This is a genomic window from Pseudoroseomonas sp. WGS1072, assembly GCF_049340465.1.
Lineage (GTDB): Bacteria > Pseudomonadota > Alphaproteobacteria > Acetobacterales > Acetobacteraceae > Pseudoroseomonas.
The window spans coordinates 2,700,648-2,724,049 of the sequence record NZ_JBMPSU010000001.1 but is presented as its reverse complement, the minus strand read 5'-3'; the positions used below and the strand labels follow the sequence as shown (position 1 = coordinate 2,724,049).

Sequence of the window (23,402 nt, the reverse complement as noted above, 5' to 3'; positions counted from 1 at the left end):
GTCACGCGGTGATGCGGGGAGAGGGGGTCTGGCTCCGCCGCATGGCGCTTGACCCGTCCTCCCGCCGGCGCCAGCTTGCTCCGCCCGGACGGCCGTTCTGCCGAGGAGCCCGCATGAACCAGCTCGCCAAGCCTGTCGCGACGGCTGATGCCGTGAGCCTCGATCCCGTCTGGTGCCGCATCCGCGACGAGGCCCAGCGGGCGGCCGTGCAGGAGCCGGAGCTGGCGGGCTTCCTTCACGCCGCGGTGCTGCAGCACGACACGCTGGAATCCGCCCTGGCCGGACGGATCGCGGCGCGGCTGGAGCACGCCGACCTGCCGAGCGCGCTGCTGCGCCGCAGCCTGGAGCGCCATCTGGCCGAGGACCCGGCGCTGCGCCACGCCGTGCGCCGCGACATCCTGGCCGTGGTGGACCGCGACCCGGCCACCAGCCGCGCCCTGGAGCCCCTGCTCTACTACAAGGGCTTCCACGCGCTGGGCGCGCATCGCCTTGCCCATGCGCTGTGGCTGGAAGGCCGGCGCGACCTGGCGCTCTGGGTGCAGTCGCGCAGCTCGTCGGTGTTCCAGACCGATATCCACCCGGCGGTTCGCATGGGCCACGGCATCTTCCTCGATCATGCGACCGGCCTGGTCATCGGCGAGACGGCCCTGATCGAGGACGATGTCTCGCTGCTGCAGGGTGTGACGCTGGGCGGCACCGGCAAGGAATGCGGTGACCGTCATCCGAAGATCCGCCACGGGGTGCTGATCGGGGCCGGGGCGAAGGTGCTGGGCAATATCGAGGTGGGCGCCTGCGCCCGCGTCGCCGCCGGCTCGGTGGTGCTGAAGCCGGTGCCCTCGGGGTCCACGGTGGCCGGGGTGCCGGCCCGGGTCGTGGGCCAGGCGGGCTGCGCCGAGCCCTCGCGCGCCATGAACCAGATGCTGGATACCGGGTCGAACTGATGCCGCTGCTGATCGCGGCGCTCGCCGCGGCCGCCCCGCTCCTGGCCATGGCGTCGGAGCGGTGGGGCGGGCTGAACCCCTGCCTGCTCTGCCTCTGGCAACGCTGGCCCTACTGGATCGCCGCCGCCCTGGCGCTTGGCGCCCTGCTGCTGCCACGCCGGCTGATGCTCACCCTGGCGGGGATCGCGGTGCTGGCTTCCGCCGCCGTGGCGCTGGTGCATGTCGGGGTCGAGGCGCATTGGTGGCCCTCCCCCCTGCCCGGCTGCGCCGCGCCCAGCGCCGGCGGCGCGCGCAGCGTGGAGGATCTGATGAGCAGCCTCGCCGCCACCCCGGCCAAGCCCTGCGACGAGGCGACGTTCCTCATCCCCGGCCTGCCGGTCTCGATGGCGGCGATGAACCTGCTCTATGCCCTGGGGCTGGGCGGCTTCGCCCTGGCGATGGCGCGGCGCCGGCGCTGAGCCGGCGGTTCCGCCTCAGCTCTCCAGCTCGGTGTCCCAGTAGAGATAGTCGCGCCAGCTTTCGTGCAGGTAGTTGGGCGGAAACATCCGTCCATTGTCCTGCAGTTCCCAGCTCGTCGGCTGGCGCGGCGTGTGGCGCGGGAACATGCGGATCTCCTGCGGCAGCTTCGAGCCTTTCCGCAGGTTGCAGGGGCCGCAGGCGGTGACGACATTCTCCCAGCTCGTGCGGCCGCCCCGGCTGCGCGGGATCACATGGTCGAAGGTCAGTTCCGGGGTCGGATGCTCCTGGCCGCAATAGACGCAGGAGAAGCCGTCGCGCAGGAAGACGTTGAAGCGGGTGAAGGCCGGACGCCGCGCCGCCGGGATGTACTCGCGCAGCGCGATGACGCTGGGCAGGCGGATCGTGTGGTTGGGCGAGCGGACGGCGGTCTCGTATTCCGATAGCACCGAGACGCGGTCGAGATAGACCGCCTTCACCGCGTCCTGCCATGACCACAGCGACAGAGGATAGTACGACAGCGGACGGAAATCCGCGTTCAGCACCAAGGCCGGGAAGCCGCCGGACCCAGTGCCGTGGCCTCCCAGTGACATCCCGTCAGGCAAACGCCGCTCCTTTCAAGCTGCGCGCCTCAAGCCATGGGGCCGGTCCGGTCGGGCAGGCCCCAGATTTCGTGGCGCCGCCGGTGTGCAGCGGATTCATGCCAGCCCCGCGCGACCGGCGCAACCACTCGCCTCGCAGGTTTCACGCCACGGTCACGCTGCCCCGCCCGGCCCCGCCGCCAGCCGTTGCAGGAACAGCGCTCCGGCCGAGAGGCCGGCCTCGTCGATGCCATGGGCCAGACGCGGGGTGTAGAGCGACTCGACCGGGACCCCGGCGGCCCGCAGCGCCCGTTCGGCGGCGCGGCTCGCCTCGGCCGGAACCACCTCGTCCGCCTCGCCATGGACCAGCAGCACCGGCGGCCGGGCGCGGATCTCGGCGGCCAGGCTCTCCTCGCCGATCAGCCGGCCGGAATAGGCCAGGATGCCGGCCGGCGGCACGGCCCGGCGCAGGCCCGTATACAGCGCCATCATCGCGCCCTGGCTGAAGCCCATCAGCGCCACCGCGCCCGGCGGCAGGTCCGCCGCCACGCATTCGGCCTCGATCAGCGCGTCCAGCTGCGGCCGCGCGGACTGGATGCCGGCCAGCAGCGCCGCCGGGCTGCGGTCCTCCAGGCTGAACCATTGCCGGCCATAGGGGCCGCCGTCGCAATCCTGCGGCGCATGGGGCGCGATGAACAGCGCATCGGGCACCGCCTGCGCCCAGTGCGGCGCCAGGTCGATCAGGTCGTTGCCGTCGGCGCCGTAGCCGTGCAGCAGGAGGACGAGCATCCTCGCGGCGCCTCCCGACTTCGGTCCCCAACGCGGTCCATCCAGCCTGGCCATCCGGGCCTCCTCTTGCTGCGGTCAGGCTCCATCCGCTACGCGCGAAGCATCATGGCCGCAACCGTCGTCACGCGCTTCGCCCCCAGCCCGACCGGCCAGCTGCACCTGGGCCATGCGCACAGCGCCCTGCTCGGCTGGCGGCTGGCGCGCGAGACCGGCGGCCGCTTCCTGCTGCGCATCGAGGATATCGACCCGGTGCGCTGCCGGGCCGGGTTCATCGGCGGCATCGAGGAGGACCTCGCCTGGCTCGGCCTCGACTGGGACGGGCCGGTGCGCCGCCAGTCCAGTCATCTGGACGAATACCGGGCCGTGCTCGACCGGCTGGCCGATGCGGGGCTGCTCTACCCCTGCTTCTGCACCCGTGCCGAGATCGCCCGCGAGATCGCCGCCATCGGCCATGCGCCGCACGGGCCGGACGGTCCGCTCTACCCCGGCACCTGCCGCCATCTCACGCCGGCCGCGCGGGCCGGGCGCCTCGCCTCCGGCGCGCCCTATGCGCTGCGCCTCGACATGGCGGCGGCGCTGCGCCGGCTGAAGGGGCCGCTCTCCTTCCTGGAATGCGGCGAGGGCCGCCGCCGCTGCGATCCGGCCCGCTTCGGCGACGTGGTGCTGGCGCGGAAGGACATTCCCGCCTCCTACCACCTCTGCGTCACGCATGACGACGCCCTGCAGGGCGTGTCGCTGGTGACGCGGGGGGAGGACCTGCGCCCGGCGACCGATCTGCACCGCCTGTTGCAGGCGCTGCTCGGCTGGCCGGCGCCGCGCTACCGCCACCACCCCCTGCTGCTGGGCGCCGACGGGCGGCGCCTGTCGAAGCGCGACGGGGCGCCGACGCTGACCGCCCTGCGGCAGGCGGGCCACAGCCCGGCCGAGGTGCGGGCGATGGCCCTGGCCGGCCAGCCTCAGCTGCGGCCGTAGGTGTCCTCGAAACGGACGATGTCGTCCTCGCCGAGATAGGCGCCGGACTGCACCTCGATCAGCGTCAGCGGGATCATGCCGGGGTTCTCCATGCGGTGCACGCAGCCCAGCGGCAGGTAGATGGACTCGTTCTCGCGCAGCATGATGCGCTCGGAATCCCGCTCGACGATGGCGGTGCCGGCCACCACCACCCAATGCTCGGCACGGTGGAAGTGCTTCTGCAGGGAGAGCTTGGCGCCGGGCTTGACCGAGATCTTCTTCACCTGGAAGCGGTCGCCCTTGATCAGCCCCTCGTAATGGCCCCAGGGGCGGTACATGCGGCGATGCTCGGTCGCCTCCTTCCGCCCGTGGGCCTTGAGCTGGCCGAGGAGGGTCTTGACCTCCTGCGCCCGGTCCCGGTGCATGGCCAGCACGGCATCGTCGGTGACGACGATCACCGCGTCCTCCAGCCCGACGATGGCGGTGAGCACGCCCTCGGTGCGGACGTAGCAATTGCGGGCATCGAGCAGCTCGACCGGGCCGGTCGTCGCATTGCCCGCCGCATCCTTCTCCGACACATCCCACAGCGCCGCCCAGGAGCCCACGTCGGACCAGCCGATGGCGGCCGGCACCACCACCGCGCGGCGGGTCTTCTCCATCACCGCGTAGTCGATGGAGATGTCCGGCGCGGCCCGGAAGGCGGCGGGGTCGAGGCGGACGAAGTCGAGGTCGCGGGTCGAGGCGGCGACGGCGGCGCGGGCGGCGGCGAGCACCTCGGGCGCCAGCGCCTGCAGCTCCTCCAGCAGCGTGCGCGCGCTGGCGACGAACATGCCCGAGTTCCACAGGTGCCGCCCATCGGCCAGGAAGCCGGCGGCGGTGGCCGCGTCCGGCTTCTCGACGAAACGGGCGATGGTGGAGACGCCCTCCAGGCCGGCGACCGGCACGCCGGTCTCGATATAGCCATAGCCGGTCTCGGGCGCGGTCGGCCGCATGCCGAAGGTGGCGATATGGCCGGCGCGGGCGGCGGCGGCGGCGCGCGTCAGGGCGGCGTGCAGGGCGGGCACGTCGCGGATCGCGGCATCGGCCGCCATCAGCCAGAGGATGGCCTCGGGATGCGCCTCCTGCGCCAGGACCGCGGCGACGGCGATGGCCGGGGCGCTGTTGCGGCCGACCGGCTCCAGCACGATGCGCGGCTCGGCCACGCCGCCGAGGCGGAGCTGCTCCGCCACCAGGAAGCGGTGCTCCTCGTTGCAGACGACGATCGGCGCGCGGAAGCCTGACCCCTCCGCCCGGGCGGCGGTCTCCTGCAGCATGGTGCGCTCGCTCAGCAGAGGCCAGAACTGCTTCGGGAAGCCTTCCCGCGACAGGGGCCAGAGGCGGCTGCCACTTCCTCCGCAGAGGATCACCGGCACAATCGGATCGGTTGGGGAGCCGGGCATGCAGTCAACCTTCGCTGGAATCATGGGACGAGGTTCTAAGGACCAGTCCAAAAAAAGAAAAGCCGCCCCGGTTGCAGCCGGGGCGGCCCATTGTTCACGACTTGGTGGCGGCTGTTAACCCGCCATCGCCGCTTCCTTCTTCTTGCGAAGGCCCGGCAGCAGCATCATGCCCAGCGCCAGGGCGGAGATCGCCAGCAGCACGCCGGAGATCGGCCGCTCGACGAAGACCATCGGGTCACCGCGCGAGAGCAGCATGGCGCGGCGCAGGTGCTCCTCCATCATCGGGCCGAGCACGAAGCCGACCAGCAGCGGCGCCGGCTCCATCTTCAGCTTGGAGAAGACATAGCCGAGCACGGCGAAGAACACCGTCTGGTAGACGTCGAAGACGTTGTTGTTGATGGAGTACACGCCGATCGCGCAGAAGGTCAGGATCGCCGGGTACATGAATTTGTAAGGGACCTGCAGCAGCTTCACCCACATGCCGATCATCGGCAGGTTGATGACGAGCAGCATCAGGTTGCCGATCCACATGGAGCAGATCAGGCCCCAGAACAGGTCGGGCTGCGCCTCGACCATGCGCGGCCCGGGCTGGATGCCCTGGATGATCAGGGCGCCCACCATCAGCGCCATGACGGCGTTGGAGGGGATGCCCAGCGTCAGCAGCGGGATGAAGCTGGTCTGCGCCGCGGCGTTGTTCGCCGCCTCGGGACCGGCCACGCCCTCGATGGCGCCATTGCCGAACTCGTCACGCCCCTTGGAGAGCTTGCGCTCCATCATGTAGGAGCCGAAGGAGGCCAGCGAGGCGCCGCCACCGGGCAGGATGCCCAGCGCCGAACCGATGACCGTGCCGCGGAGCACGGAGGGCATGGCGCGCTTCCATTCCTCCTTGGTCAGGAACAGGCTGCCGACCTTGGCCGAGAGCACCGAGCGGACCTCGGGACGCTCCAGGTTCAGGATGATCTCGGCGATGCCGAACACGCCCATGGCGATGGCGGCGAAGTTCAGGCCGTCCGACAGCTCGGGAATGCCGAAGGTGAAGCGCTGCTGGCCGGTCTGCACGTCGGTGCCGACCAGGCCAAGCGCCACGCCCAGCACCACCATGCCCACCGACTTCACCACCGAGCCCTGCGCCAGCACGGCCGAGATGATCAGGCCCAGCAACATGAGCGAGAAGTAGTCGGCCGGTCCGAAGGACAGCGCCACCTGGGTCAGCAGAGGACCCGAGGCGGCGACGAGGATGGTGGCGACGGAACCGGCGAAGAAGGAGCCCAGCGCCGAGATGGCCAGCGCCGCGCCGGCGCGGCCGTTGCGCGCCATCTTGTAGCCTTCCAGCGTGGTCACCACCGAGGAGACCTCGCCCGGCAGGTTCAGCAGGATGGCGGTGGTCGAGCCACCATACTGGGCACCGTAGTAGATGCCGGCCAGCATGATGATGGCCGTGACCGCCGGCTGGCCGAAGGTGATCGGCAGCAGCAGGGAGATGGTCGCGACCGGCCCGATGCCCGGCAGCACGCCGATGGCCGTGCCGATGAAGGCGCCGAGCAGCGCGAAGAGCAGGTTGTCGAAGCTGAGCGCGACACTGAAGCCGTGCGCCAGGTTGGCGAGAAGAAGTTCCATGGTCGTCCCTGTGCCTCAGAAGGTCGGCCAGACGTTCACGCGGATGTCGAGCTCATAGATGAACACCCACCAGCAAAGGGCCAGCAGGAACACCACGCAGCCCAGCACGCCGAGGGGCCTGTGCTCCGGATCGGCCAGGGCCGAGACGACCACCATGGCGGTGATGGCCAGGAACAGGCCGCCCTGGTCCAGCAGCACGCCGAAGACGGTCATCGCCGCCAGGATCACCGCCATCTTCCGCCAGCCCGGGCTGACCGCCATGATGGCGGCGCCGATGCACATGGCGATGCCCAGCGCGTACCAGTTGGCGGACAGGGCCGGGATCGCCGCCAGCATCGGATAGGCGAAGATGGCCACCGCGACGCCGACGAAGAGCGTGGTGAAGTCGAGCTTGGTCCACTTCTCCAGCGGGTCGAGGCCGCCGAAGAAGGAGGTGACCAGGACAATCATCCCCAGCCCGAGTTCCAGCCAGAAAACGAGCATCGGCATGTAGCCGGGGCCCATGCGTCGCGCCGAGCCCAGCGTGTGCTCGGTGTTCAGCCAAAGGCCGATTGCCGCCAGCAGCACCAGAAAGATGCCGGAGGCAAGGTCTTTCGCGTTAATCCTCATGCCGATCCCTTCTTGAACCCGCGCGCCGGAGGCACGCCCCTGTGCACTGGGCACTGAAGGGCCCTGTCAGATGCCGGGGCCCTTGTCGTGATGCTTTAGCTCTTTGATGGCAGGTTGGGTCCGGACGGCCTTTGCCATCCGGGCCTCGCTTATCGTGGAAGGGCTGGTCTGTCAGGCGTCCTGCCGGCTCTGCGCGGCGGCGCCGGAAGCGTCACGCCGTCAGTCTTGGGACATGTCCCGGCAACGCCCTGCTTCTTACCCTCCCCTTCCTTATCGTCGGAATGCCGCGCAACCTATGGCACGGCGCCGCGCATCGGCAAGGCGCGTGAATATTATGGACGAAAGTTCATCTTACTGCAGCGCAATAAAGTTAGCCCCGTCGCATCCAATGCGTCTCGAATGGGAAGTTTTCATTGATGAAGCGCGATAATCTGACCAACGACCCCTCCCGCAGGTTGCGGGACTCCAGCCGGGCACTCGCCCCCGCGCTGATCGCCCTGCGTCGGGACCTGCACGCCCATCCGGAACTGGCCTTCGAGGAGCGGCGCACCGCCGGCCTCGTCGCCGCCGAACTCGGCCGCCTCGGCATCCCGCACCGCACCGGCGTCGGCCGCACCGGCGTGCTGGGCATGATCGAGGGCGGGCTGCCCGGCCCGACGCTGGCCATCCGGGCCGACATGGACGCGCTGCCGATCCAGGAGGAGACCGGCCTGCCCTTCGCCAGCGCCGTCCCCGGCAAGATGCATGCCTGCGGCCACGACATCCACACCGTCACCCTGCTCGGCGTCGCCGCGCTGCTCCAGGAGATGGCGCCGCAGCTCGCCGGCCGCGTCGCGCTGGTGTTCCAGCCGGCGGAGGAGACGCTGGAGGGCGCGGCGGCGATGATCGCCGATGGCGCGGCCGAGGGGCTCGACATGGCGCTCGGCTTCCACAACCATCCCGACATGCCCGTCGGCAGCCTCGGCTTCGTGCGCGGCGCCTGCCTCGCCGCCGCCGACCGCTTCGACCTCGTGCTGCGCGGCCGCTCGGGCCATGCCGCGCATCCCTATGCCGCCGTCGACCCGATCGTCGCCGCGGCCCATTTCGTCACCCAGGCGCAGACCGTCGTCTCGCGCGAGGTCCGGCCGCTGCACCCGGCCGTCGTCACCATCGGCCAGTCGGCCGGCGGCACCACCTACAACATCATCCCCGAGCGGGTGCATCTGAAGGGTTCGGTCCGCACCCTGCACCCCGCGGCGCGGGACACGGCGGAAGCGGCGCTGCGCCGCCTGGCCGAGGGCATCGCCACCGGGCTGCGCGTCACCGCCAGCATGGAGTATCAGCGCATGGTGCCGCCGCTGGTGAACGACGACCGCGTGCTCGAACCGGCGGTCGCCGCGCTGGCCGCCCAGTTCGGCGAGGCCGCGCTGCTGGAGGGCGAGCCCAGCATGGGCTCGGAGGATTTCTCCGCCTTCGCCGAGCGGGTTCCGGCCTTCCAGCTTCGCATCGGCGCCGGCGCCCCCGGCCGCGCGGATCGCCTGCACAACGCCGATTACCAGCCCGACGAGGCCTGCATCCCCAACGGCGTCGAGGCGCTCTCGCGCATCGCCCTCGACCTGCTGTCGCGCCACAACTGAAAGGAATCGAACGGATGAAGATCTGTGTGTTCGGGGCGGGGGCGATCGGCGGCCATCTCGCCGCGCGCCTGGCGCTCGGCGGCGCCGAGACCAGCGTCGTGGCGCGCGGGCCGCAACTGGCGGCGATCCGCGAGAAGGGCCTGACCATCCAGGCGCCCGACGGCCATCATACCGTGCGCGTGGCGGCGGACAGCGCCGCGGCGCTGGGGCCGCAGGATGCCGTCATCGTCACCGTCAAGGCGCCCTCCCTGCCGCAGGTGGCGGCGGCGATCGGCCCCCTGCTCGGGCCGGACACCACCGTGGCCTTCGTGATGAACGGCATCCCCTGGTGGTACTTCGACCGGCACGGCGGCGATCTCGAGGGCCGCCGGCTGCCGGCGATCGATCCGGGCGAGGCGGTGCGGCAGGCGGTGGGCATCGACCGCACCCTGGGCGGCGTGGTCTATTCCGCCTGCACCGTCACCGAGCCGGGCGTGATCAAGGTGGAGCACGCCAGCAACCGCGTCATCCTGGGCGAGCCGGACGGGCGCGACAGCCCGCGCGCCCGCGCCATCGCCGAGGCGCTGAGCGCCGGCGGCATCTCGGGCGAGGTGACGGACGCCATCCGGCGGGAAGTCTGGGCCAAGCTGATGGGCAATCTGGCGCAGGGGCCCTTCACCATTCTCTCGCGCCAGGGCATCGGCCCGACCCTCGCCGAGCCGGCGGTGCGCGCGGCGATCCTGCGCGCCATGAAGGAGGCCATGGCGGTGGCTGCGGCCCTCGGCCATCCCTTCGAGTACGACCTGGAGAAGCGCGTCGCCGGTTCCGCCAAGCTGGCGCACAAGCCCTCCATCCTGCAGGATCTGGAGCTGGGCCGGCCGATGGAGGTCGAGGCGCTGTTCCGCACGCCGTTGCAGCTGGCCCGCCTTGCCGGGGTGGAGACGCCGACCCTCGACCTCTCCGTGGCCCTCGCCACCCAGGCGGCCACCGCCGCCGGACTCTACGCGCCGCCCGCCTGACCGGAGCGAAACCGCCGGGGCGGCCTCGTCACGCCCCGGCCGGCAGCGCCGACTGCCCCAGCACCCAGCCTTCCCAGCGCCGCACCCAGGGATCCGCAGGCACGAAATCCGGCCGGGCGCCCTCCAGCACGCCGATGACGCAGAGCAGGCCGAGCAGGCTGTCGAACCGGTCCTCGCCCGCCGCATCCGCGCCGAAGCCATCGTCCAGCGCCGCCGCCAGCGCGGGATCCGCCGACACGTTCAGCCTCGCCATCGCCAGCCGCAGGGCGGGCGCGGCGGCCCGGCGCACCTCGGGGACGCGCTTGCTGCCCCCGAGCACGAGGCCGAGATGGCGCAGGGCCTCGGCGGGATAGGTTTCCGCCAGCACCGCGCGGCCCGGCGCCAGCAGCGCGCGGACGGAGCCCTCGAAGGGCCAGAGGCGGAGCGGCACGCCCGCCGCCAGCGCGGGGTGGAGCCAATCGCGCCAGGCCGAGATCGCCGCCTTGCCGGTCTGGTTGGCGCCGAGCGTCCAGAAGAGCGGGGCGCCGGCGGGGCGCTCGGCAGTCGCCAGATCGCAGAGGCGGCAGAGGGCGCGCGGCCCCTCCAGGCCCAGCGCCGCCGCATGGGCGGCGCGCGTCATGCCGCGCAGGCCGCGCGCCGGGTAGAAGGGGCGCGCCGGCGACACCGTCTCGAGCCCGGCGCTGACCTCGAAGAAACCAGGGGTCTCGCCGAGGCCGCGCAGGAAGGCCGGGAAGCTCTCCTCCGGCCGGGTCGCGGCATAGGCGCGCGGCAGGCCGAGCGGCAGGTCGAGCCCGAACAGCAGCGGGTGGCCCTCCGCCAGCAGACGCGCGGTGAGCGCCGCCGGATCGCCCACCGGGCGGGGCGCGCCGGCGCGCCAGCCCGCCGCGTCCCGGCGCGCCAGCGTCACCCAGCGCTTGCGGGGGTCGATGCTCCAGTCGGCATGGGCGGCCAGCACGGTGCCGGCCTCCTGCTCCAGGCTCAGCCGATCGGCCGCTGCGCCCGCTCCAGCAGGCGGGCGAAGAAGCCCGGCTTCTTCGGCTCGCTGGCCTTGGCCGCGGCCGCGGTGGCCTGTTCGCGCTCCTGCGCCTTCATGGACAGCCACTTCTCCAGGCTGACCCCGGCCTTGGCGGCGCGCTTCGCCTCATAGGCGCGCTGCCCTTCCGTCAGCTTCGGCTGACCCTTCGCCTTCTCCGCCATGATCCCTCATCCTCGCGGCACCCACGCCGGCAGGGTGAATGCCGCGCGGCAGGGCCCGCCGCAAGGGGTTGCATCTGGCGCCCGCCACGTCACTCTTTCCGGCATGGAAGCAAGGGTGAAGGCCGGGCTCTGGGCCCAGATGGCGTTGCGGCTGGCCGATCAGTCGGGCCGGTCCGGCATGGTGCTGCGCAAGGGAGACCCCGATTCCGGCGGCATCCTCTGCCTGCTGCGCGGGCGCGAGGGCTGCGTCGTGCTCAGCCAGGCCCGCGACGGCGAGGGGCGCGCGGCCTGGATGCGCGGCTCCGGCCCCCGGCCGGTGCCGGAGGCGGAGGCGGATGCCTATGTGGCGCGGCAGGTGCAGCGCGATCCGGATCTCTGGGTCCTGGAATTCGACGCGCCGGACCTGTTGCCGCCCTTCGAGGCCCGGATCCTGTAGCGCCTCCGTTCAGAACAGGATGTCGATCTGGGTGGCATCCACCGTCCCGGCGCCGAGGAAGCCGAAGCTGACGGTGGCCTCGTCACCCAGGGCGCCGTTCCAGGCAACGTTGCGGATCACATAGCCCTCCGCATCGCGCGCGACGATCTCGGCATTCCAGATCTGCGTGATCTCGTAGGGCATGTCGAGGCGCAGCTGCCAGCCCTGCACCGCGGCCGGACCGTGATTGACCACGGCGACGCCACCCTGGAAGCCGGTGCTCCAGCTGCTGGTCAGGCTGAAGGCGGCCTCCAGCCCCCCCTCCCCGGGCGGCGGCGTCACGGGCGGTGTCACAGGGGGCGTCACGGGCGGGGTGGTGGTGCCATCGTCGTCCAGGATGGTCCCCGTCCCGCTCATATCGCCCGCGGTGGCGCCGCGCGGATTGGACAGGACGAGGGAGAGCGTCTCGTCCGCCTCGGCCAGGGTGTCGGCGGTGACGGCGACGGTGACGATCTTGCTGGTCTCGCCGGGCTCGAAGCGAAGCGTGCCGCTCGCCGGCGCGAAGTCGGCTGCGCCGGCGGTGCCGGCGACGGTGGCGTAATCCACCAGCACCGCGTTGTCGGACGCCGCCGAGAGGGTGACGGTGAAGCTCAGCCGGTTCGCATCGCCCGCCGTGCCGCCATCCTGCGGCAGGTCGCCCAGGTCGAACTGCAGGGGCTCCAGCCGCTCCACCTTGGCGGCGATCACCGTCGTCCAGTCGTCGGCGAGGATGCCGCCGGTATCGCCCGAATTCGGGTTCCAGGACCACCAGGTCCAGCTCATGCCCTGCTGCCCGGCGGGGATGTCGATGCTGCCGTCGGCGTCCAGATCGCCCGCGAGATAGGCGGTGATCCTGTCGAGCCAGGCGAGATCCTTGGCGTCCTGCAGCTTGCTGCCGAACTCGCCGAGGAAGACCGGCGCGATGCCCTCCCTGTAGATGTAGCCCCACATCTGGTCGAACTTGGCGGTCAGCTGCGCCTCCCAGCCGGCCTGCTGGAACCAGGGCTGGGCGAAGATCGAGTTCGGGTAGTCATGCGCGGAATAGACCAGCTTGTCCGCGACATCGAGCACGATCGGGCGGTCCCGCACCCCCATCAGATTGCCGCCCCACCAGTAGTTCTCGCCCTGGTGGCTGCCGACGCCCTCGACAAAGATCAGCCAGTCCGGATTGCTGGCCAGCACGGCGTTGCCGGCGCGCTCGGCCGCCGCCGCCCAGTCATTGGCGCCGCCGCCGCCCCAGCTTCCGTTGTACGGCTCGTTGTGCAGATCGGCGCCGATCACCGTGGCGTCGCCGGCATAGCGCGCGGCGAGCATCGTCCAGTCGGCGATCCACTGCGCCTCGGTATGGCTGCCCTCGTACCACAAGCCGCTGCCCGAGGTGCCGGCGCCGGCGCTGCTGCGGTGGTGGTCGAGGATGATGCGCAGCCCGATCTCGCCGGCGTAGTCGATGATCCGGTCCATCACCTGAAGACCGGACAGGCCCTGCAGATCGGCGTTCTTGGAGAAGTCGATGCCGTTCGGCGCCGCCGTGGTGTGCAGCAGCTCGGAGGAGAAGGGCAGGCGGATGGTGTTGAACCCCTCCGCCTTCATCTGGTCCATCATCTCCCTGTAGCCGCGCGCCCAGAGGCCATGCGGCGCGAAGTTCGTCGATTCCAGGCCGAACCAGTTGACCCCGGCGATCTTCACGGCCTGCCCCGCGGCATCGACGATCTGGTTGCCCGCGGTGCTGAGGAAGCCCTCCGCCGCGCCGCCGCCGCCAGGACCGCCATGGCCGGGATCGCCCTCGGCCACGCTGGCATCGCCCACGGAAAGGCTGGGCAGCGGCGCGGGCGGCGCCACGTCGTCGTTGCGGATCGTGCCGATCGCCTCGGCATCAGCCAGGGTGGCGCCCACCGGGGAGGAGAGGCGCAGCAGCAGGGCCTCGTCCGCCTCCACCGCCGCATCGCCGGTCACGGTGACGCGGATGGTCCGGCTGGTCTCGCCCGGCGCGAAGGTGAGTCGCCCTTGCGTCGCGACGTAATCCTGCCCGGCCAGGGCGGTGCCGTCGGCCGTCGCGTAGTCCACGGTCACGCTGCCGGCGGCGGGCCTGTCGAGCGTGACGGTGAAGACCAGCTCGCGCGTGCCCGCCTGCCCCTCCTCGATCGCGGCATCGGCCACCGTGATGGCCAGCGGCGTGGCGGGAGGCGCCGGCGGCTCGCCGCCCTGGGTCTCGCCGTTCAGCGCGAGGCCGCGCGCGGTGCTGTCCGCGCCTGCGGCCTGGAAGCCGAAGCTGGCCGTCCCGCCCGGCGGGACCGCGGCGTTCCAGCCCAGGTTGCGCAGCACGTAATGCGTGCCCACCCGGCTGACGATCTCGGCGCCCCAGAGATTGGTGATCTCGAAGCCGGCATCGAAGGCCACGGTCCAGCCGTTCAGGGCCGCGTCGTCGGCCAGCACGGCCATGTTGCCGATGAAGCCGCCATCCCAGCGGCTGGGCACGGCGTAGCTCAGGGTCGCAGGCACAATCGTCTCTCCGTGACGCCAGGGCGGTAGGGGAGACTAAGCAATTCCAAACCGTTTACGCAAAATATAAAAAGAAAATTCTACTTTTAGCTGAATTTCTTCGATGCCCCCGGGAGGAGGAGTTGCCCCGCCTCCCGGAAGGACACGGCATCAGGCCGAGGCCATCCTCACCGGCGGCACCAGATCGGCGGGCAGCGGGCAGACATAGGGCGTCTCGGCCGTACGGGCCGCCTGGTCGGCCTTGGCGCGCTCGACCAGGCCAGGATCCCGCAGGGCCTCCACGGCGACGCCGGCCATCACCTTGGCGACATGCACCATGCCCTTGTGCGCCAGGGGCGTCTTGCCCTGCGCCGTCAGCTGCCAGGAATGGCCCGGGGTGCCGATGGCATAGGTGGCGCCGCGCGCCTGCACCGTGGGCACCACCCAGGAGACATCCCCGACATCGGTCGAGCCGACCATCGCCGCGCCCTTGGCCTCCAGCGGGATGATCTCATCGGCCAGCGGCACGCCGCGGCGCACCGGCACGCCCATGCGGCGAAAGGCCGAGGCGATGTCCTCCTCCGACAGCGTCTTCTGGAACTCGGCGGCGAGCGCCCGGTCGGCCTCGTCGAAGGGCGGCGGCCCGAGGCGCTCCAGCTGGCTCTGCATCGCCCGCTCCAGCGGCAGGTTGCCGAGCAGGTTGGAGACGGCGGACACGACCCGCGTCGTCACCGTCGTCTCCGTCATCAGCGCCGCCCCGTCGGCGATCTTGCGCACGCGCGCCACCAGCGTCTGCAGCTCCGGCAGGTCGTTGGCGCGGATCAGGTAGCGCACCTTGGCCGTGCCCTGGACGACATTCGGCGCGATGCCGCCGGCATCCAGATAGGCGTAGTGGATGCGCGCGTCGCTCGGCATGTGCTCGCGCATGTAGTTGACGCCGACATTCATCAGCTCGACGGCATCGAGCGCGCTGCGGCCCAGATGCGGCGCGGCGGCGGCGTGGCTGGAACGGCCGGTGAAGCTGAAGTCGATGCGGGTATTGGCCAGCGAGCGGGCCTCGTTCACCGCCGCGAAGGGCGCGGGATGCCAGGAGATGGCGATATCGACGTCATCGAAGCAGCCCTCGCGGACCATGAAGGCCTTGGCCGCGCCACCCTCCTCGGCCGGGCAGCCGTAATAGCGCACGCGGCCCTGGATGCCCTGGGAGGCCAGCCAGTCCTTCACCGCCGTGGCCGCCAGCATGGCGCCGGCCCCAAGCAGGTTGTGGCCGCAGCCATGACCGGCGCCATCGCCCGGCAACGGCCGGTGCTCGGCCACGCCGGCTTCCTGGCTGAGGCCCGGCAGCGCGTCATACTCGCCCAGGATGGCGATGACCGGGCCGCCCTCCCCCGCCTCGCCCATCACGGCGGTCGGGATGCCGGCCAGCCGCTCGGTGACGCGGAAGCCGTGCGCCTCCAGCGCCGCCTTGTGCTCGGCGCAGGACCGCACCTCGGCATAGGCCAGTTCCGGCATCTCCCAGACCCGGTCGCTCAACGCGATGAAGGCCTGCTGGTGCTGCTCGACCAGGCGCCAGATCTCATCGGTGTTCTGCACGGACCATCCTCCATCAACAACCAGGGGCAACAACCAGGGGCGGCCAGGGTGCGGCGGCGGGGCGGAAATGTCGAGGCGAGGGTCCGGCGTCCTTGACCTGCTATTAAGTATCAGTAACGTCTCGCGCCAGAAGTTCAGGCCCGGAACCGTTAGATCATGCCCTTCCGCCCATTGCGCGCCGCCCTCGGCGCCCTGGTGCTCGCCCTCGCCGCTCCCGCAGCCCGGAGCGCGGAGGTGAACCTCTACACCACGCGCGAGCCCGGCCTGATCCGGCCGCTGCTGGACCGCTTCACCCAGGAGACCGGCACGACCGTCAACACGGTCTTCGTCCAGGGCGGCCTGGCCGAGCGGCTGGCGGCGGAAGGCGCGCGCTCCCCGGCCGACCTCGCCATGGTGGTCGATATCGGCAACCTGATGGAGCTGGTGGACCGGGATCTGGCGCAGCCGGTGCAGTCCGCCACCCTCGCGGCCGCCGTCCCCTCCGCGCTGCGGGGCGCGGACGGGCGCTGGTTCGCGCTCTCCACCCGCGCCCGCGCCCTCTATGTCTCGCGCGAGCGGGTGAGCGAGGCCGACGCGGCCAGCCTGACCTATGAGGATCTGGCCGATCCGCGCTTTCGCGGCAAGGTGTGCATCCGCTCCGGCCAGCACCCCTACAACACGGCCCTTTTCGCCGCCCTGCTGATCGAGCATGACGAAGCCTGGCTGCGCACCTACCTGACCGGCGTGAAGGCCAATCTGGCCCGCCGCGCCGCCGGCGGCGACCGCGAGGTGGCCCGCGACATCATGGCCGGCCTCTGCGACGTCGGCGTCGCCAACACCTACTACATGGGCCTGATGCTGGCCGGGCGCGGCGGCGACGAGCAGCGCCGGTGGGCGCAGGCCGTGCGGGTGGTGCTGCCGGCGGACGGTGCCATGGTGAACATCTCCGGCGCCGTGGTCGCCAGGCACGCGCCGAACCGCGCCGAGGCGGTGAAGCTGCTGGAGTTCCTGGTCTCGCCCGAGGCGCAGGCACTCTACGCCGAGATGAACTTCGAATACCCGGTCCGCGCCGACGCGCCGCTGCACCCCATCACCGCCGGCTTCGGCCCGCAGCAGGCCCTGGCCGTGTCGCTGCCCGAGATCGCGGCCAGGCGCGTGCAGGCCAGCCGCATCGTGGACGAGGTCGGCTTCGAACGCTAAGGCGGACCAGGCCCCGGCCCGCGGGGTCGTCCGGCGCGCCTGCTCGCCCGCCGGCCCTGCCGGGCCTCTCGTCCATGCGGCGGCATCGGCCCCGCTCTCCTGCTCCCTGGCGCGGACCATTCCTCGCCGTCTGGCTCCCGGTGCCGAATGCCGATCATGTCCAAGCCCGCCACCCGGCGCCACGCCTGACCATGCCGCGACTCTGACCATGCTGCGCGTCTGGGCCGCGCTGGCTGTCTCGCCCGTGCTGCTGGTGGTGATCGCGCTCGCGGTCGCCGCCGGCAGCGGCTCGGGGGATCTGTGGCCGCATCTCCTCCGCTTCGTGCTGCCGCAGGCCGTGTGGGAGACCTTGCTGCTGCTGGGCGGCATCGGCCTCTTCACCGTGGCGGCCGGCACGGGCACGGCCTGGCTCGTCACCTGCCACCGCTTCCCGCTGCGCGACCTGCTCTCCTGGGCCCTGCTGCTGCCGCTGGCGCTGCCGACCTATGTCGCCGCCTATGCCTGGCTGGATGTGATGCATCCGGCCGGCCCGGTGCAGATGGCCCTGCGTGGCGCGCTCGGCCTCACCGATCCGCGCGCCATCCCCCTGCCCGAGATCCGCTCGCTCGGCGGCTGCGTGCTGGTGATGGGGCTGGTGCTCTACCCCTATGTCTACATGGCGGCCCGCGTCGCCTTCCTGACCCAGGGGCGGGAGGTGCTGCGGGCCGGACAGGCGGCCGGCGCGGGCGGCCTGGCGCTGTTCCTGCGCATCGGCCTGCCGCTGGCGCGGCCCGCCATCGCCGCCGGTGCCGCCCTGGCCCTGATGGAGGCGCTGAACGATGTCGGCGCCAGCGAGTTCCTGGGTGTGCGCAGCCTGACCGTCTCGGTCTACGTCACCTGGATCACCCGCTCCTCATTGCCCGGCGCCGCGCAGATCGCGCTGCTGCTGCTACTGCTGGTCCTGGCCCTGCTGCTGCTGGAGCGCTGGGGGCGGCGCCACGCGGCGCATGCGGTCGCCGGCGCCGGTTCGCCGGAACTCACGCCGCTGGCGGGGCTCGCCGGGCTGTCGGCCTGTCTGGCCTGCGCCCTGCCGGTGCTGCTGGGCTTCGGCGTGCCCGCGGGCTATCTCGCCTGGGCCGCCGGGCATCGCCTCGCCGCCTTCGGCCTGCCGCCGGACTTGTGGCGCTGGATGGCGAACAGCGCCCTGCTGGCCGCCGCGGCCTGCGCCGTGGCGCTGCCCCTGGCGCTGCTGCTGGCCTTCACGGCCCGGCGGGACGGCAGCGGCCGCAAGCCCGGCTCCGCCCTGCTGAAGCTGAGCATGCTGGGCTATGCCCTGCCCGGCGGCGTGGCGGCGGTCGGCGTCATCATCGCGCTGGGCTGGCTGGATTCCCTGACCGCCGGGCTGGGGGCCCTGGCGCCGCCGCTGCTCTCGGGCAGCGCGGTGGCGGTGGTCGCGGCCTATGTCATCCGCTTCCTGGCCATTCCGGCGGGCGGGCTCGATGCGGCCTATGCCCGCCTGCCGCGCGAGGTGGACTGGTCGGCCCGCTCGCTGGGCTCGGCGGATCTGCGACTGCTGCTGCGGGTCCATCTGCCGCTGCTGCTGCCGGCGGCGGGGGGCGCGACGCTGCTGCTCTTCCTCGATGCCATGAAGGAGCTGCCGGCGACGCTGATGCTGCGGCCGATGAACATGGAGACGCTGGCGACGGCGCTCTATGCCGAGGCCTCTCGCGGGACCTACGAGGAAGGCGCCGTCGCCGCCCTGGCCCTGGCCGTCATCGGCCTGCCACCGATCCTGGTGCTGATGGCGGCGGGCCGCCGCGCGGAACGGCGGGCGGCGGCGCCGCGCGTCACGCCGGGCGGGGCCCTGGCGCCCGCGCTTCCCACCAGGTAGGGCGGATGGCGTCTTCCCGCCGCCCTCTCATCCACCGGCCAGGGCCGGCACCCCGCCGACCGCCGCGCCGCCGCCCGCCAGCCGCTGGAGCGCCGCGAGGCCCTTCGCATCCGCCAGCACCGCCGCCGTCTCGGCGGGGCTCAGCGCCGCCAGCGCCCCGTCCAGGCTTTCCGCCTCGTCGAGCTTCGCGAAACCGATGAGCAGGTTGGGGTCGAAGGGATCCTGGCGTGGCCGGCGGGGCGGCGGCAGCATGCGGCGATGCGCCTCCAGCAGCGCCGGCTCGGCCAGCAGGCGGGCCGCCCCGGACGCCGTGGCCGGCAGCGCCTGAAGCTCGGCCTGCAGGGCACGGGCGCGCAGCAGGATCGCCGGCGGCTCATGCTCCTCCGGCGTCAGCAGCAGGCCCATCCGGCGCAGCGCCACGCCCACATCCCGCCGCGCCGTCCAGGCGGCCAGCGGAATGGCGAGCGCCAGCCCCAGCACGACCGGCGACATCCAGAGCGCCAGATAGGGCGAGACGAGCCAGGCCAGGACGCCGAAGGCCAGGCCGAAGACCGTGTGCTTCCAGTAGAGGCGCGCCACCTGGCCGAAGGGCAGCGAGCCGTCGTCGCGCCGCTGGGCGTTCCAGCCGGAATCGCGCCCCATCAGGATGGCGGCGACATCCACCGACTGGGTCAGCATGGTCACCGGCGCCAGCAGGCCGGCCACCAGGGTCTCCACCAGCATGGACAGGAAGGCGCGGATGCCGCCCCCCGCGCCGCGCCGCTCCGGGCCGCGCAGCACCAGCGCGATCCAGGCCATCACCTTGGGGATCAGCAGCAGCGCCATGGTGCCGATGAAGACCCACATGGCGCGCACGGGATCGACCACCGGCCATTCGGGAAACAGGCTCGGCCCGGCGGGGAAGTATTCCGGCCGGATGAAACGGGCCTGCACCGCGAGCACCACGCCCATGGCCAGGAAGACCAGCCAGATCGGCGCGGTGATGTAGCTGCCGATGCCGGTCAGCAGGTGCAGCCGGCTGACCCAGTGCAGGCCGCGCGCCGGCAGCACGGCGGCGTGCTGGAGGTTGCCCTGGCACCAGCGGCGGTCGCGGATGGCGAGGTCCATCAGCGAGGGCGGGCTCTCCTCGTAGGTGCCGCGCAGCCAGGGCACCATGTGCACCGCCCAGCCGGCCCGGCGCAGCAGCGCGGCCTCCACGAAGTCGTGGCTCAGGATGTGGCCGCCGAACGGCTTGCGGCCGCGCAGCTCGGGCAGGCCGGCCGCCTCGGCGAAGGCCTGGGTGCGGATGATGGCGTTGTGGCCCCAGTAGTTGCCCTCCGAGCCGTGCCACCAGGCGATGCCCTCGGCGATCATCGGCCCGTAGACGCGCCCGGCGAACTGCTGCATCCGCGCGAAAAGCGTGTTGCCGCCGGCGATGATCGGCAGGGTCTGGATCAGCCCGACATCCGGGTGGCGCGCCATCGCGTCGGCCAGCCGCAGGATGGTATCGGCATCCATCACGCTGTCGGCGTCGAGCACCAGCATCTGCGGATAGGCGCCGCCCCAGCGCCGCACCCAGTCGGCGATGTTGCCGGCCTTGCGCTCGGTGTTCTTCGGGCGGCGGCGGTAGAAGATGTGCTCCTGGTCGCCGGTTCGCTCGCGCAACGCCAGGAAGGCCGCCTCCTCGGCGATCCAGGCGTCGACCCGGGTGGTGTCGCTGAGGATGAAGATGTCGAACCGGTCGAGCGCCCCGGCGGCGGCGAGGGATTCGTGGATCGCCTGCAGCCCCGCCATGACCCGCGCCGGATCCTCGTTGTAGGTCGGCATCAGCAGCGCCGTCCGCGCGCCCGGCATGGGCGGCGGCCCGTCGGGCGCGATGCCCAGACGCCGGTCCGGGCCGAGCAGCAGCCGGATGAAGCCGCAGGTTGCGCTGGTGAAGGAGAGCGCGATCCAGGCGAAGAGCACGACGAAGAGGATCAGCACCAGGGCCTGCAGCGGCGTCGGCTGGCCGCTGTTCAGCACCAGCCACATCTCCCGCGCGCCATAGGCGGTCAGCGCGATGGCGGTGCCGATCACCAGCAGCCGCCGCAGCCAGAGCGCCGCCGGGCGCGAGGGCATGCCGCCGCCCCGCCGCGCCGGCCGCTGGCGCAGCGACTGCACCGGCATCTCCAGCGGTGCCTCCGGCGGCAGGCCGCGCCAGCCGGAGGGCAGGCTCATGCCGTCCATCGGTAGAGCAGCGTCTCGGTCAGCGGCCGGCCGTCCAGGGTCAGCTCCGCGCGCAGCTCGACGAGGCGCGCGTCGCGCGGCAGCAGGTCGAAGCTGATGCGCCAGCCGCCCGTCTCGGGATTGCGCTGCGCGACGGGATTGCGGATCTCGCCGGCGCTCGCCGTCACCTTCAGCTCCGGCTTCGCCTCCGCCGGCAGCGCCGACAGCGCCTCGCCCGTCGCGTCGAAGACGAAGATCCGCGCGCCCTGCGTGAAGGAGGCGCCGGAGCGCGCCTCGCGGATGCGGCCGAGTTCCGGCGCGCCGGGCGGCTCGGCGCACCAGTGGAGGCGATAGGTGTAGCGGTACTCGCCCTTCGCCCGCAGCGGGTCGCGCGGCCGCCAGAAGGCGACGATATTGTCGTGGATCTCGCTGCTGGTCGGGATCTCGACCAGTTGCACCGCCCCCTCGCCCCAGTCGCCGATCGGCTCCACCCAGAGGCTCGGCCGCTTCTCGTAGCGCGCCTCCAGATCCTCGTAGCTGGCGTAGTCGCGCCGCCGCTGCACCAGGCCGAAGCCACGCGGATTGACATCGCCGAAGGCCGAGAGCTGCAGGTCGCGCGGGTTGTTCAGCGGCCGCCAGATGCGCTCCTCCCGCCCGGTGGAGAGCATCAGCCCGTCCGAATCATGCACCGCCGGCCGCCAGTCGTCGCGCCCGGTACGGTTGAGCGGCGAGAACCAGAACATGCTGGTCAGCGGCGCGATGCCGGCGGTCGGCATGTCGCTGCGCGGGAAGATCGTGCACTCGACGTCGAAGATCGTGGAGACGCCGGGGCGGATGCCGAAGCGGAAGGCGGCGCAGCAGGAGGGGCTGTCGAGCAGCGCGTGCAACGTGATGGCGTTCACCCCCTCGCGCGGGCGCTCGACCCAGAAGGCGCGGAAGACGGGGAATTCCTCGCCCTTCGGATCGGCCGTGCCGATGGCCAGGCCGCGCGCCGAGAGGCCGTAGATCTGGTCCTTGGCGATGGCGCGGAAGTAGCTGGCGCCGAGGAAGGCGCAGACCTCGTCGAAATAGTCCGGCCGGTTCATCGGCGCATGCAGGCGGAAGCCGGCGAAGCCCAGATCGGCGTTCTCCGGGCGTGGCAGGTTCTGGAAGGTGAAGAGGTCGGGGCTGTAGGGGATCGGCCGCGCCATGCCGCGCGCGACCTCGTAGAGATCGACCCGCGACTTGTAGAGGAAGCCGCGATGGAAGAGCTGCATCTGGAACGGCAGGCCCTCGGCCCGCCACAGCGCCTGATCGGGGCGGAAGCGGATGTCGCGGTACTGGTCGTAGGTGAGGTCGGTCAGGCCGGCGGGAAGCGTGTCGGGCGGCGGCTTGAAGGCCTCCTGCGCCAGCTTGCGGGCCGTCTCGCGCACGGTGCCGCCATCGAAGGGCGTCTCGCCGGCGGCGGCCGCCCGGGCCTCGGAAAGATGCGCCGTCTCCTGCGCCATGAAGACAGTGGAAAGGGACACGGCGGCGAGCAGGGCGTCGCGGCGGTTCACAGGCAGATTCTCCCTCAGCAGGCGGCCTCCTGCCAACGCCCCATGGCCAGCGGGGTTGCCGGCCAAGGCAAAGCCTCAGCCTCCCCTCTGGCTTCCCTAGGCCCGCCTTCCGGCGCACCTCTGGCGGGGCCGGTGGCCGCTCATGGTCTCATCGGCCGGCAATGCGGCCGAAGCGTGGCGTTCTGACGGCGCCCGCCCGTTCATGCAACCGGCGAGAACCGGCCGTTATCATCAAGGTAGGACAGGATGCCGTCGCGGATGTCGAAGTAGCCGCCGTGCAGGGTCAGCGTGCCGGCCGCGATCCGCGCGGCGATCCAGGGAAAGGTCGTCAGGTTGCGCAGCGACAGCTTCACCGTCTCCAGTTCGCATTCCCGTTCCGCCATCACCGCTTCGGGCCCAGGTGCGTCGCAGGCCAGGGCGCGGCGCCGCGCCTCGCTGGCCAGGCCGGTCAGCCAGGGCTCGACGAAGTCGCCGGTCTGCGGCGGGAAGCCGCGCAGCAGGGCGCGCACGCCGCCGCACATGGCATGGCCGAGGACGATGATGCGCGGCACCTGCAGCACGCAGACACCGAATTCGAGCGCGGCGCTGGTGCCGTGGTAGCTGCCGTCCGGCGCATAGGGCGGCACCAGATTGGCGACGTTGCGGACGATGAACAGCTCGCCGGGCGCCGCGTTGAAGATCATGCCCGGATCGACCCGGCTGTCGGAGCAGGCGATCACCAGGGCCCGGGGATGCTGCCCGTCCCGCGCCAGGGTCTCGAACAGCTTGCGGCGCTCGGGCCAGACCTCGCTGCGGAACCGCCGGTACCCCCCGATCAGCGCCTCGATCCCGTCCGCCGGCGTCGTCCGCTCGCCCGTCATGCCTCTCTCCCGCTCTGTCCCGGGCTGGCATCTAGGGAGGAAAGACGCCGGG

At 71.9% G+C, this 23,402-nt stretch carries 20 protein-coding genes; 8 read left to right on the top strand and 12 right to left on the bottom strand.

Going from position 1 to position 23,402, the window contains the following annotated elements; genetic code table 11:
* The first annotated feature begins 113 nt into the window (after positions 1-113).
* Together cysE and ACF3NH_RS12830 are read left to right on the top strand one after the other, a co-directional pair.
* On the top strand, positions 114-941 hold the full coding sequence (gene cysE, locus ACF3NH_RS12835) for a serine O-acetyltransferase (protein ID WP_198367421.1): 828 nt from the start codon (positions 114-116) through the stop codon (positions 939-941).
* Positions 941-1,399, top strand: coding sequence for a disulfide bond formation protein B (locus ACF3NH_RS12830; protein WP_198367422.1), 459 nt, complete (start codon positions 941-943; stop codon positions 1,397-1,399). The genes cysE and ACF3NH_RS12830 overlap by 1 nt, the downstream gene beginning before the upstream one ends.
* Before the next feature lie 15 nt (positions 1,400-1,414).
* Here ACF3NH_RS12830 and ACF3NH_RS12825 read toward each other — a convergent pair whose 3' ends face one another.
* Positions 1,415-2,002 carry an HNH endonuclease gene (locus tag ACF3NH_RS12825; protein ID WP_370592050.1) on the bottom strand — a complete coding sequence of 196 codons (588 nt, stop codon included), beginning with the start codon at positions 2,000-2,002 and terminating at the stop codon, positions 1,415-1,417.
* Positions 2,003-2,152: 150 nt separating this feature from the next.
* Positions 2,153-2,767: an alpha/beta hydrolase gene (locus ACF3NH_RS12820; RefSeq protein ID WP_422923295.1), complete on the bottom strand. Its 615-nt coding sequence runs from the start codon at positions 2,765-2,767 to the stop codon at positions 2,153-2,155.
* 105 nt (positions 2,768-2,872) lie between these two features.
* On the opposite strand from ACF3NH_RS12820, the gene gluQRS reads away from it, so the two are divergent.
* The gene (gene gluQRS / locus ACF3NH_RS12815) at positions 2,873-3,739 is read left to right on the top strand and encodes a tRNA glutamyl-Q(34) synthetase GluQRS (RefSeq protein ID WP_422923293.1); all 867 of its coding nucleotides are present in this window, start codon (positions 2,873-2,875) and stop codon (positions 3,737-3,739) included.
* Here the strand turns inward: gluQRS and ACF3NH_RS12810 are convergent.
* The 3 genes from ACF3NH_RS12810 to ACF3NH_RS12800 all read right to left on the bottom strand — a co-directional run bounded on the left by ACF3NH_RS12810 (position 3,724) and on the right by ACF3NH_RS12800 (position 7,383).
* Positions 3,724-5,157 (bottom strand): mannose-1-phosphate guanylyltransferase/mannose-6-phosphate isomerase, encoded by a 1,434-nt coding sequence (locus ACF3NH_RS12810; protein WP_422923291.1) that lies wholly within the window; start codon positions 5,155-5,157, stop codon positions 3,724-3,726. The genes gluQRS and ACF3NH_RS12810 overlap by 16 nt on opposite strands.
* A gap of 114 nt (positions 5,158-5,271) precedes the next feature.
* The gene (locus ACF3NH_RS12805) at positions 5,272-6,774 is read right to left on the bottom strand and encodes a tripartite tricarboxylate transporter permease (protein ID WP_422923289.1); all 1,503 of its coding nucleotides are present in this window, start codon (positions 6,772-6,774) and stop codon (positions 5,272-5,274) included.
* Positions 6,775-6,789: 15 nt separating this feature from the next.
* Positions 6,790-7,383, bottom strand: a complete 594-nt coding sequence (locus tag ACF3NH_RS12800; protein WP_198367427.1) for a hypothetical protein — start codon at positions 7,381-7,383, stop codon at positions 6,790-6,792.
* 416 nt (positions 7,384-7,799) lie between these two features.
* Here ACF3NH_RS12800 and ACF3NH_RS12795 point away from each other — a divergent pair, with 416 nt between their 5' ends.
* Positions 7,800-8,999, top strand: a complete 1,200-nt coding sequence (locus tag ACF3NH_RS12795) for a M20 metallopeptidase family protein (protein ID WP_422923287.1) — start codon at positions 7,800-7,802, stop codon at positions 8,997-8,999.
* A gap of 14 nt (positions 9,000-9,013) precedes the next feature.
* On the top strand, positions 9,014-9,997 hold the full coding sequence (locus tag ACF3NH_RS12790) for a ketopantoate reductase family protein (RefSeq protein WP_422923285.1): 984 nt from the start codon (positions 9,014-9,016) through the stop codon (positions 9,995-9,997).
* 28 nt (positions 9,998-10,025) lie between these two features.
* Here ACF3NH_RS12790 and ACF3NH_RS12785 read toward each other — a convergent pair whose 3' ends face one another.
* Both ACF3NH_RS12785 and ACF3NH_RS12780 read right to left on the bottom strand, forming a co-directional pair.
* The gene (locus ACF3NH_RS12785; RefSeq protein WP_422923283.1) at positions 10,026-10,952 is read right to left on the bottom strand and encodes a hypothetical protein; all 927 of its coding nucleotides are present in this window, start codon (positions 10,950-10,952) and stop codon (positions 10,026-10,028) included.
* Positions 10,953-10,975: 23 nt separating this feature from the next.
* Complete coding sequence (locus ACF3NH_RS12780; protein WP_198367431.1) at positions 10,976-11,194, bottom strand: hypothetical protein; 219 nt, start codon at positions 11,192-11,194, stop codon at positions 10,976-10,978.
* A gap of 103 nt (positions 11,195-11,297) precedes the next feature.
* On the opposite strand from ACF3NH_RS12780, the gene ACF3NH_RS12775 reads away from it, so the two are divergent.
* Entirely contained in the window at positions 11,298-11,630 is a 333-nt protein-coding gene (locus ACF3NH_RS12775; RefSeq protein ID WP_198367432.1) for a DUF1491 family protein, read from the top strand.
* A gap of 9 nt (positions 11,631-11,639) precedes the next feature.
* Here the strand turns inward: ACF3NH_RS12775 and ACF3NH_RS12770 are convergent, their stop codons facing one another.
* Together ACF3NH_RS12770 and ACF3NH_RS12765 are read right to left on the bottom strand one after the other, a co-directional pair.
* Positions 11,640-14,147 carry a cellulase family glycosylhydrolase gene (locus ACF3NH_RS12770; RefSeq protein WP_422923280.1) on the bottom strand — a complete coding sequence of 836 codons (2,508 nt, stop codon included), beginning with the start codon at positions 14,145-14,147 and terminating at the stop codon, positions 11,640-11,642.
* A 150-nt stretch (positions 14,148-14,297) separates the two neighbouring features.
* On the bottom strand, positions 14,298-15,719 hold the full coding sequence (locus ACF3NH_RS12765) for a M20 family metallopeptidase (RefSeq protein WP_422923278.1): 1,422 nt from the start codon (positions 15,717-15,719) through the stop codon (positions 14,298-14,300).
* 156 nt (positions 15,720-15,875) lie between these two features.
* On the opposite strand from ACF3NH_RS12765, the gene ACF3NH_RS12760 reads away from it, so the two are divergent.
* Together ACF3NH_RS12760 and ACF3NH_RS12755 are read left to right on the top strand one after the other, a co-directional pair.
* Positions 15,876-16,898, top strand: coding sequence for an extracellular solute-binding protein (locus ACF3NH_RS12760; protein WP_422923276.1), 1,023 nt, complete (start codon positions 15,876-15,878; stop codon positions 16,896-16,898).
* Between the two features lie 208 nt (positions 16,899-17,106).
* Entirely contained in the window at positions 17,107-18,768 is a 1,662-nt protein-coding gene (locus tag ACF3NH_RS12755) for an ABC transporter permease (protein ID WP_422923274.1), read from the top strand.
* A gap of 27 nt (positions 18,769-18,795) precedes the next feature.
* On the opposite strand, the gene mdoH is transcribed toward ACF3NH_RS12755, so the two are convergent.
* The 3 genes from mdoH to ACF3NH_RS12740 form a co-directional block, all read right to left on the bottom strand.
* On the bottom strand, positions 18,796-20,973 hold the full coding sequence (mdoH, locus tag ACF3NH_RS12750; RefSeq protein ID WP_422923272.1) for a glucans biosynthesis glucosyltransferase MdoH: 2,178 nt from the start codon (positions 20,971-20,973) through the stop codon (positions 18,796-18,798).
* Positions 20,961-22,439 (bottom strand): OpgD/OpgG family glucan biosynthesis protein, encoded by a 1,479-nt coding sequence (locus ACF3NH_RS12745; RefSeq protein ID WP_232477308.1) that lies wholly within the window; start codon positions 22,437-22,439, stop codon positions 20,961-20,963. Before ACF3NH_RS12745 ends, mdoH begins: the two co-directional genes overlap by 13 nt.
* 251 nt (positions 22,440-22,690) lie before the next feature.
* Positions 22,691-23,350, bottom strand: a complete 660-nt coding sequence (locus ACF3NH_RS12740; protein ID WP_198367439.1) for a carbonic anhydrase — start codon at positions 23,348-23,350, stop codon at positions 22,691-22,693.
* Positions 23,351-23,402: the final 52 nt, after the last annotated feature.